The organism is Holdemanella porci (assembly GCF_009696075.1).
GTDB classification, from domain to species: domain Bacteria; phylum Bacillota_I; class Bacilli_A; order Erysipelotrichales; family Erysipelotrichaceae; genus Holdemanella; species Holdemanella porci.
Genome location: NZ_VUMR01000061.1, coordinates 1 through 11,368, shown reverse-complemented (window position 1 = coordinate 11,368; position 11,368 = coordinate 1). Strand labels below are relative to the sequence as shown.

Here is an 11,368-nt window from a genome sequence, read left to right as displayed (position 1 = left end):
TTTAAATATTTTGAAGTTCTTGTCATAAGTGTAGTCTCTCTTTCGTTTACACCTATACAATAATTCTTAAATAGACATTATTAATGTCGAATATATTAACAAGTCACCAATGTATCTGTTAAGCCTTTATTTTTATATTCTTGACCATCTAAAACATAACTTACTTTATATTGGTCATCTCCAATATATGTATATTCATTAATATAACGTGTTTGTGAAGAGTCCATTGTCAATTCTCGTCCGTTGATATAGAAAACTCTATTTCCTTTTACACTTGTTGAAAAATCATCACGGAAGTAAAAGTTAGTATTCTCATATTGATAATTAGGAGATTTTTTTAGAACCATGATTGAGACATCTTTGTATTCATAATTATGGAACCATTGCTTTTCACCATCAATCCTATTATTGTGATGATCTGTAATAACATAGTCAAAATATGCAGATTGTCTCTTTCCATTCGTATCCGTATAATCAATTTTTATATAATTACTTTCGCCTCTATCCTTTTCCCAATCAGTTTGCTCTACATCCTTTATTTGACTATTTTCCTGTTGAAATAAGAAATATTTAGCATACATAACAGCTAATTCATCAACAAGTTTGTAGTAATCATATTCTTCATTATTTAATTTATCCGTTCTATTGTCATGTGCATAGTCATAAGCTTTCTTTACTTCAGCCATTTGTGCTTTAATATCATTATAAAGTGTTGTTAAATATTCATTATTCTTTTTACTTTCTGCAATCTGTGAATCATAACTTGTCTGAATTTCTGAATATCTTGATTCAAAATCATTTATAGCAGCCGACAAAGAACCTTCATATGTATTAGATTCTGCACTAGTTAATGGATTGTTACTATTAGAATCTACCTCACTTGCTTCTGATGCCGAAACTGATAAAGACATTGATTCTGATACTTTAACATTTAATGCCTCTTTACTATCAACTTCGCTATACATTAATGAGGTTGATGTACTTAAAGATTGTGATGTTTGCTCAGTTACACCATTTTTTTTAGTTGATGGATCCATATTTTCATTTTGATTTTCATTGGTAGTTTCTTCATCCTGCAAAACTTCAACATCATCACTAGTTCCTTCTTGTTCTTCTTGTATAGCGTTGTTTTCTTGAACATTTGTAGAATCATTACTAATAACTTCTCCTTTAGGAGATTCTTCTTTAGTATCTGTAACCATAGTAACCATTGGTTCAGAAGCACTCCTAAACACTGTGTTCTTAACACTAGTTACACTTTGGTTTGATGTACTATTTAATAAAGATTCTGTTGTAGATTCAGAAACTGATTCTGATACAACGTTTTCTGATTGTTGAGTAGAAGTAGTTTCACTACCAATTTCAGCAGCATAAACAGCATTGTTACCCGCAAAAATAGTCCCGCCACCTACAACAGCACCAGCAGCAGCTACACCCTTTAAAAGATTGTTCGATTTTTTTCTTCTAACATTTTTCTTTTTCGACATATACACTCATTCCTTCCCTTAAACTTTTAATTTATACGAAGCCCTTCAAATTAAAAACAAAAAAATCAAGTAGAGTACATAAAAAGAATACACTCTTCCCTTACTAGGTTTAATAGTAAACGGAAAGCTTGATTTATTCAAGTAAAATAATTGATTTCTAACCACTTTTTTATAAAAAATACACAAATGTTAATACATTGAATTATATATACAAATCCGCCTTCAAATTATATAACCGCTTTTATAACTTTAGTTATAATTTTGTTAACTAAATATTTTGATTTTCACTCAAAACATAGAACAACAATTATATTAAGTTAAGTTTCTAATTACAGATTTTATATTTTTAAATAATCATTCAATTCTTACAATCACTTGTCTATTGTAATCAACATCTTCATTAAGAATAATATTTTCATCAAAGTTATGCTCTGCTGTATGCTTATTATCTAACTTCACCTTATAAGTAGCACCCATTTTAAACCATTCATACTCTGAATCGATATGTCCCATATCAATTGCTTGATAGTCTTTATTTGATAATCTGTACGCAAGAACTTTTGCGGTTGGTCCTAAAACCAATAATATCAATTTATTTTCAGCATGCTTTTCTATCAATGATTCAATCTCATCAATTTTTGAATATGCATTCTTTGAAGGACAAATAATTCTTTCTACAGAATTCGCATTATCAAACAAATCGTTACCAACACCACTTCTTGAATTTACACCTTCAACAATCAATATATCTCTTTTATCCCATAAATTTTTTATATTCTTAAAATACATTTTTGAAAGACTCTTATCTACCAAATCCATATAGGGCCTTGAAATAAATGTTGATCCATACCATGGCGCTTTACATAAACTCTTATAATGAACATAATTGTTATTTAAATGTTGTTTCCAAAAATCTACTGCAGATTGATTATATCGATCTAATCTTTCAAATACATCCGACAAACATATCACTAAAGATTCATTACTTTCTGATCTAATAATTTCTTTTAATTCATTCGCTAAATTTTCATCATAATCTTGATAAGGAATACTATGACCAGTAATAATATCCATTTCCCCATCTCCAAAACGAGCAACCGAACTATTATGAGCCATAATATAATTTAAAGTATCCAAAATACCTAATACCTTTATATTCAATTCATTATCTTCATTACTATTTAGTTTCATTAATGAATCCACAAACAATTTCTTAGTAAAATAACCATTATTGATTAAGTATTGAACATTCTTTACATTCGATACCATCTCATTGTACTGTTGTTCACTACATTCTTGAATTACTTGATCTGCTTCTTCTAAGCTTGAAACCACGAAGCCAACATTGTTTTTCTTAATGAAATCTACATTTGACAAATAGTCAGGAACAATTACTGGAATACCAGCAGACAAATAGGAAGCTAATTTATAAGAACAGTTTAACTTATAGTAATCTCTTTCTTCCTCTGGCTTTTCTGAATTACCCCAAACTAAGCCAAAACCACCTTTAGATAGTTGAAGTAACAACTCTGTCTTATTTAACCATCCACCAAAATGAACTTTACTATAATCATAATCCTCCATTTTATTTCCAAATACATGTAAGTCCGTATTGTAATGCCAATTTTGTATAAAAGGAAAACGAGATATATCTCCAGTAAAGTATAATTTTCTTTCGAATGACGGACTATATAATGACTGATCTACAGTAAAATCCCACATTTTTTGAACAACATACTTTTTAACTGTCAAACCTTCTTCAACCAATTTTAAATACATTTGTTCAGATGGAACAACAATAACTTCAGCTTTATTGTATATTGATATAAAATTAGGCATTAAATAATAATTTAATTCAAATTGTAATGGTGGTACATCCTGTATAAACATTACAATTCGACACCCATACGCCTTTAATTTATCGACGAATGCAGTATCCCATTCGTAACCATTCCATGTTGGCGACTGATAAAAAACAACATCTCCAGGTGATACACGCGCAATAATTCCATCTAATCTTGAACTCAATTCATTATATGGTTCCGTATAAGAATCATAAATATATACTGCTAATTCATTAAATCCCAAACTACTTGCTATATTTCTTACTTCGTGTTGAGATATCAAAACAACACTTGTGGGAGAAAACCCATATATATTTGTAACATGAACATTCATATTTATTCCCCTTTCAATTCCAAAAAATACAAATTATAGTCAGACTTATGCAAATCCTCCATCTAAGAATGACATAAATCTCGCAACCACAAAGAAATCTTCTCCATTTACATAACCTAGTTCTTCTAAGTTTTGTATTGCGGTATAACCATCAGATTCATATAGCACAAAAATAATAATTTGTCCTTTCTCATCTTTTAACGATTCTAAATTCTTACAAGGTAAAACTTGCCCATTTAAATTATCAGGACGTTTTAAAACTCTATAATCATTCTCTGTAATATGTATTAAATTATATATTTTTCTCAGCGTATCATTTTCTTCACCATAGAAAATATGTTTTACTCCTGGCATAGATAAACGATACATCATTTTTTCATATTGATTAATTCTATCATTCAATCTTCCGATGCATCCATCAATTCGATTTCCAATCTCATAATCCGACCATGGTGTACGACACAAAGTCTTAAAATATTCCATATCAATTTTACTATTTGAATATAAAACTAAAACATCTGCCGCAAAATGATATATCCCTTGTTTTAATATATCAATATTCTCTTCTCTATGTGAATATACAAATTGATTCCAACTAGAATCCAAATATAAGATGTTATTATGAAATAAAACATTCAATGCATCTTGATCCGGATAAGTTGCTTCAGGATTATTCACCAAAAATTTTACAACCAAATCCTTCAAATTTCCTCTTTGTTTAATTTTCCTTAGATTCATACATAATACACCTGCATTAAAATACTGATTTCGATCAATCTCAGGATATTTATATAGTATATTAGGAATATGAAACTTGATCACGCCTTCATCGACAACCGCAGCCATACAATAATCATTAATATCAAATTCCCACAATTCTTTAATATCTGTATTCACAAATATATCTGCATCTAAATAAACAATCTTTGATAAATCTGGCAATAAATCTGGCAACATACATCGAAACATTGTTCCAATTGTAAATCCATGGGTACGATTTTTTATACATTCAAATTCTGCACTATCTATTTCATGAAATTCTATAAAGTCCCCTTTTTGATTTGCCACCTGTTTTAATCTTCTTTTATTTTCTTCACTCACAGTCTCATCATGAAGGATATGGAAACATAATTTCGAATCCGTATGATCAATTATAGACTGCATAGCCGTTCCTACCCAAACACTATAATGACCATCCTTATCATGCAGTCCAAAACCAATATGAATCACATCCTCATCCAATACTGGTTCTTCTAATTGATCTACTGCATCAATTAAATACTTCTTAATATAGAAATCTGAAGATAAAATATTTGATGAATTTGAAATCATTGAAAATTCATAGTTAATATTCTTCTTATAGAATACATTCGTATAATTATGTTCCTTCAAATAAACATGTACCTCATTATTTGTCGGCATAATTAAATCAACAGAATTTAATACATACTCATATTCAATTGTTTGATGCAAAAGAATACAAACCTTCGAATTATAAGCCTTGATTTTATTGATAAGTAAATTATCATAGTGTTCACCATTACCCGATGGCAATTGTACAAACACCAGATCATTAAATTGAAGTGATGAAATAATCCCATCCAAACGCTTTGATAATTCACTCTCTGTATCTGTACTCACATCAAAATTAAAGATTCCCATCTCTTTAAAGCCTAATATGTGCCCTGCATCCGCATATAGATTTTGTTTCTTCTTTAATTCTTGATCTTGTATAAACCCATAAATATTTGTAATATGTACATTCATTACCCTTTACCCCTCATAAAAAATGGACATGTCCTTAAACACATCCATTCTATCACACTATTCAATTAAGGTGACTCCCACTTTCCATATCTGATTCAAGAAATTCAAATTCAATGTAGCCAAACGATTATGCTTATCATACTTAATAATATAATCATCCATATTTACAAGTGGACCTCTTGTCACATGAATCTTGTTGTTTAGTAATACACCATAAGACATACGAAGAATCTTCTTGTCATCCATCAACACCGTAAGAATACGAATCTCTTCATCAGTTAATGCAGAAATATCCTCTTTATATTTTAATTCGTGAATAAAAACACTCTCCAAAGGAAACTTTCTAAAAATACGATCCACTTCTACCTGTGACAATTTACTCACCACAAATACATAGCCACCGAATAAAGTTCGCAATTGAATCTGTTTAGAAACCCTATGATAAAACTCCATCTTAGGACTAAACGCAAAAATACCCTCGTTTTCATTCAAGTATTTACATACTTCCTCTTCCTTCGAACGAATGGTTAATAATACATACCAATGCTCATTATTCATACTTAAAACCCTTTCAATACATATGAAAATTATAAAATGTATGTTAAGTTATGTCAATTTTATGACAAACAAAAGGATATGCACAAGGCATATCCTAATTACTCTTATAAACTTTTCAATTCTTCTGTGATTGCATCGATAGCTTCATCGACCTTAGAAGCATCCTTACCACCGGCTTGAGCCATATCTGGCTTTCCACCACCATTACCAGAACAGATTTGAGCCGCTTTCTTAACCAATTGACCCGCATGTACACCAGCCTTAACAGCCTCTTTACCTGCACCAGATACAAAGACAACCTTTTCTCCATTTGTGTTAACGAAGAATACAACCATCTTGTCATCACTAGCCTTTAAGTTAGAAACAATATCCTTCAATGCACCTGCATCCATTCCAGAAACAGATTTAATCAATACATTGACTTTTCCAAAATCTTTAGCCTCAGTAGCCCACTCTTTAGACTTCAAAGTAAAAATCTGGTTTTTCAAGTTATCGATTTCCTTTTGCATATCATGCATAGTTTTATAAGCAGCCTCAACCTTAGTATCAATATTCTTAATACCCTTTTGTTTCGCACTATCCGCAATGTTTTCTAACATAGTGTGTTCTTGTGCAAAATCTTGGTAAGCCGCAAACTTAGTCTTAGCCGTAATACGACGAGAATCTGAACCAATACTTTCCTCACTAATGATCTTGCATAGACCAATCTGAGCTGTGTTTTCAACATGACATCCAGCACAGAATTCCTTAGATACATCACCCATTGTTACAACACGAACTGTATCTCCATACTTCTCATCAAATAATGCAGTGGCACCAGACTTCTTAGCCTCTTCAATAGGCATTATTTCTTTTGTTACTGGATAAGCGGCACTAATATATTCATTCACAATTCGTTCTACTTCAGCCAATTGTTCAGCCGTAACCTTTTCATAGTGATTAAAGTCAAAACGCAAATATTCAGGACAGTTAAAAGATCCAGCCTGGTGAATATGATCACCCAATACCTTAACTAAAGCCGACTGCAACAAGTGTGTACAAGAGTGGTTTGCTGTAGTTGCCAAACGATCTTTGACATTCACTTCACCATGTAAAGACATACCCTTTTCTAATACACCACTATTGATTTTTACTGTGTGAATATGCTGTTTATTACGCGTCTTTTGAACATCCAATACTTCTACTTCTACACCATCCGCACTAAATGTTCCCTTATCGGCAACCTGTCCACCACTTTCGGCATAGAAACAAGTTTCATCTAAAATGATCATACCTTCATCTTCTAAAGAATCAACCATTTTACCTTCTGCATTAAATAAGGCAATGATCTTACCATCACAAGACAAGTGATCATAACCAATAAATTCACTTGGCTCATTGAAGTTCATCAACTCTTCATTTTGAGACGCAAAAGAATCCTTTACATTACGCGCATTACGAGCACGCTCTTTTTGTTTGTTCATCTCTGCATCAAACTCATCATGACTTACAGTAATTCCACTTTCCTCGGCAATTTCTTGTGTCAATTCAAATGGGAATCCATATGTATCATACAATTTGAAGACAACTTCACCACTAAGCTTACCATCCTTAGCCTTGCTGATCTCTTCGTCTAGTAATGCCTGACCAACCTTTAAAGTCTTCTTGAAAGTTTCTTCTTCCACCTTAATCAACTTCTGGTTGAACGCAACATGCTCCTGCAAATAAGGATAGAAATCCTGCATTAAATCCGCAACAACAGGAACTAGTTTATACAAGAATGGTTCATCCAAACCTAATTTTAAACCATAACGAACTGCACGACGAAGAACACGACGAAGTACATACCCACGACCACTATTTGAGAAGTTAGCACCATCACTCAACGCAAAAGTCACTGTACGAACGTGGTCCGCAATAACACGGTAAGCCATCTTATATTCACCTTCATAAGGATGTTTCGCCATAGCTTCTGTTGCACGAATAATAGGTAAGAATAAATCGGTATCGAAGTTTGTTTCTCCATCCTGAACTAAGGCAACCAAACGCTCAAGACCCATACCTGTATCAATATTCTTCTGAGGAAGTTCCTTATAGTCTTTACGATCAATACTTGGATCACAATCATATTGAGAGAATACAACATTCCATACTTCTACATATCGATCATTTTCCATTTCATCAAAGAATAATTTTTCTCCCAAACCTTCAGGATCATATTTTTCTCCACGATCAAAGAAAATTTCACTGTCAGGTCCACCAGGTCCCTTACCAATTTCCCAGAAGTTATCATCTGTCTTTAAAATATGACTAGGATCTACACCACAAATTGTAGTCCATACTTCATAAGCACGCGCATCATCTGTATATACAGACACATACAATCTGTCCTTATCAATACCCATCCATTCTTCGCTTGTTAAAAATTCCCACGCAAACTGAATGGCCTCATCCTTGAAATAATCTCCAATCGAGAAGTTACCTAACATTTCAAAGAAAGTGTGGTGACGAGCCGTACGACCCACATTTTCAATATCATTTGTACGAATTGACTTCTGCGCATTCGCAATACGATTTGAAGCTGGTTTTTCACTACCATCAAAATATTTTTTCAAAGCCGCAACACCCGCATTGATCCATAATAATGTTGGGTCATTATGCGGAATCAAACTTGCGCCCGGCTCAATCATATGCCCTTTAGATTTAAAATAATCCAAGAACATCTGACGAATCTGATTACCAGTTAATTGTTTCATCTTTTCTTTCCTCCAATAAAAAAACGCTCCTATTTCTAGGAACGTATAATTACGCGGTACCATCCTAGTTCATTTTTCAAAATCGAAAAATGCCCTCAATTCACTCGTTAACGCCGACTACGTTTCAACTCCAAAGTAGCTTCAAACTAAAAATCTCGAAGAGCTTTCACCAAACGCCCTCTCTCTATACACAAGAACTTTTAATTCTACTTATCTTCTTCACTGTCGAATCGATAAAATTTTAACACTCTTTCCATATTTCTGCAAGACGAATCACACCATCTAACATCAATTCTTTACTCATACTCGCAAAAGACAATCCAATACGCCCATTTAAAATACTAATTGCGACACGATTCGATTCACACAAATCTCGAAAGCGTGATATATCCACATCTAAATTTAACCAATACGCCATATACGTCTCATCCAAAATATACGAACAACCAATATACGTGTCCAACAATTTCTTTAAATATAAATGCTTCTCCTTATACTCACGAACAAGCTTTCTTAAATGCTTCTGCAAATACCCATCCACAATATACTGTGTAAAAGCCACCTGCTCAATTTTGCTCGTCGTTGGACCAAAATAAGAAGCACTATACTTACGCATATACTCCTCATTTAAAATCATATACCCAATACGAAGACTCGGTAATAATAGTCTTGAAAATGAAGAAAAGTAAATCACATTCTTACTTTTCGAACACAACGAAGTCTTGATTTTAGAAGCATACACAAGCTCCCCATTATAATCATCCTCAAGAATCAAAACATTCTCTAAGGAAACTAATTCCTCACGAATTCTTTCACTCATAGACTGTCTATTAGACGTAAAACAAGTCGTATTCACATAGACAACATCCACATTCAATCTTTGAATATCCTTCACAAAAGAATCTGGATTTAAATATTCAACATGAAAACCATACGACAAAAACACCTGCTTAGCCTGATCATCTACTAAAGTACTTAAACCAATCACCTTTGACTTATCTAACATCCCACAAAATATATACAACAAAGACTGATAGTTTGAACCAATCACCATCTGCTCAGGAAAACACAAAATATTCCGATTCTGATATACATACTTACATAGAGCCTGTCTTAATCCATACTCACCCTGCGCTAAACCATAACTTGACATCAACCGCTTATCATTCAAAACACCCTTCATATATCGTTTCCAAATTGTCGTTTCAAACGAATCAAAAGAAACCGACTGAATCCGAAAATCATAATCATACGATTTTTCTTTATGACTCGAACTATAATCCAAAATTTCCTGATGCAGTATGATACGCTCCGGATTCATACTCACTACATATCCCACTTTTTCTTGACTTGAAATAAACCCATCCAAAACCAACTTATTATATGCATTTTCCACCGTGGTCTTAGACACATTCATCTTTTTTACACATTCACGAATCGAATCCACACGATCCCCATACTTTAAAATTCCAGAAAGAATCGACTCCTTATACAAATCATAAATTACTTGATATTTCTTCATGTAACTGTCCCCTAATTATTTTTTATAATTGTATATTTTTTTATATACAGAAACAAGTATAATAATCACTAAGTTACAGAAAGAAGGAAAGATCATGAAAAACAAACAAACATATGAAATCGTACTAACCGGACTAGGTATGGCACTTGTATTTGTCGCAACCATGTTCATCAAAGTACCAAACGCATTAGACGGATACTTCAATCTAGGAGATGGCTTCATCCTATTATTCGCAAGCTTTTTAAATCCATTTGAAAGCTTCTTGATTGGAGGCTTAGGAAGCGCACTAGCCGATGTAGCCGGAGGATACGGACACTACTTCTTCTTTACTCTAATCATCAAAGGACTAGAAGCTATCGTAGTTTCCCTACTTATGAAAAACTACTCTAAAACGAAACAAATCTCAAGCTACGTATTCGGATCTGTCATTATGGTATTTGGATACTTCATTGCCAAATACATATTAAAAGGAAGCTGGATCGTAGCCGCAAGTGAAATTTTAGCCAACGTAGTCCAAGGAGCTGCAGGTATTGTGATTGCACTTATTGCCTATCCAATGGTAAAGAAAATCGTACAAGATAAATTAAACTAAAAAAATTAGGACGTAATCATACGTCCCTTTTTCTATAATTCAATTGTAAGGTATTTTAATCCACCATATTTAACTTGGTAACGATAAATATTATACATAAGTTCTAACCACTCTGTATCTGTAATCTGCTTATTGCAAATACAATCAATCATCATGTTTTCAGACTTTTTTAAACACTCCATATTCTGAACCCACTTTTTATAATTCTTACTATTCGGCTCTAGTGCCATGTCTATGAGATCATCATACTTCTCATTTACAGCCTTATATATAACCCGAATATTGTCAATCGTAGGCTTTTCGATAGTATCAATGTAATCAAAAAATCTCATATATTACCACTCCTTTGCATCGAACCACCCACATTATAAACCGCAAATGTATACCTTGTATAGAAAAAAGGAATATATAAAAATAGATAGGGATAAATCAACCTTTAAAAGTCATAGGGATTTTGACTCTGAGATAGAGATGACCTTTAAACACTTTTAGGGTTTACTTTCCCTATCTTTTTGTTACAGTATTTTTA

General features: G+C 32.7%; 8 protein-coding genes and 1 other annotated feature. Of the genes, 1 reads left to right on the top strand and 7 read right to left on the bottom strand.

The window, feature by feature from the left end; genetic code table 11:
* Positions 1–95 precede the first annotated feature (95 nt).
* The 6 genes from FYJ55_RS09205 to FYJ55_RS09180 form a co-directional block, all read right to left on the bottom strand.
* On the bottom strand, positions 96–1,487 hold the full coding sequence (locus tag FYJ55_RS09205; RefSeq protein ID WP_154556574.1) for an accessory Sec-dependent serine-rich glycoprotein adhesin: 1,392 nt from the start codon (positions 1,485–1,487) through the stop codon (positions 96–98).
* A 354-nt stretch (positions 1,488–1,841) separates the two neighbouring features.
* On the bottom strand, positions 1,842–3,665 hold the full coding sequence (locus tag FYJ55_RS11170; RefSeq protein ID WP_229771147.1) for an SP_1767 family glycosyltransferase: 1,824 nt from the start codon (positions 3,663–3,665) through the stop codon (positions 1,842–1,844).
* Between the two features lie 45 nt (positions 3,666–3,710).
* Positions 3,711–5,432 carry a glycosyltransferase gene (locus FYJ55_RS09195; RefSeq protein WP_154556573.1) on the bottom strand — a complete coding sequence of 574 codons (1,722 nt, stop codon included), beginning with the start codon at positions 5,430–5,432 and terminating at the stop codon, positions 3,711–3,713.
* 57 nt (positions 5,433–5,489) lie between these two features.
* A complete protein-coding gene (locus FYJ55_RS09190) occupies positions 5,490–5,990 on the bottom strand; it encodes a transcription termination/antitermination NusG family protein (protein WP_154556572.1) in 501 nt (166 codons plus the stop codon).
* A gap of 104 nt (positions 5,991–6,094) precedes the next feature.
* The gene (gene alaS, locus FYJ55_RS09185; RefSeq protein WP_154556571.1) at positions 6,095–8,725 is read right to left on the bottom strand and encodes an alanine--tRNA ligase; all 2,631 of its coding nucleotides are present in this window, start codon (positions 8,723–8,725) and stop codon (positions 6,095–6,097) included.
* Positions 8,726–8,759: 34 nt separating this feature from the next.
* Positions 8,760–8,957, bottom strand: a binding site (T-box leader).
* 9 nt (positions 8,958–8,966) lie between these two features.
* On the bottom strand, positions 8,967–10,247 hold the full coding sequence (locus tag FYJ55_RS09180) for an aminotransferase-like domain-containing protein (RefSeq protein WP_154556570.1): 1,281 nt from the start codon (positions 10,245–10,247) through the stop codon (positions 8,967–8,969).
* Positions 10,248–10,341: 94 nt separating this feature from the next.
* On the opposite strand from FYJ55_RS09180, the gene FYJ55_RS09175 reads away from it, so the two are divergent.
* Positions 10,342–10,839 carry an ECF transporter S component gene (locus FYJ55_RS09175; RefSeq protein ID WP_154556569.1) on the top strand — a complete coding sequence of 166 codons (498 nt, stop codon included), beginning with the start codon at positions 10,342–10,344 and terminating at the stop codon, positions 10,837–10,839.
* A gap of 32 nt (positions 10,840–10,871) precedes the next feature.
* Here FYJ55_RS09175 and FYJ55_RS09170 read toward each other — a convergent pair whose 3' ends face one another.
* Complete coding sequence (locus FYJ55_RS09170; RefSeq protein WP_154556568.1) at positions 10,872–11,171, bottom strand: hypothetical protein; 300 nt, start codon at positions 11,169–11,171, stop codon at positions 10,872–10,874.
* Between the last annotated feature and the right edge of the window lie 197 nt (positions 11,172–11,368).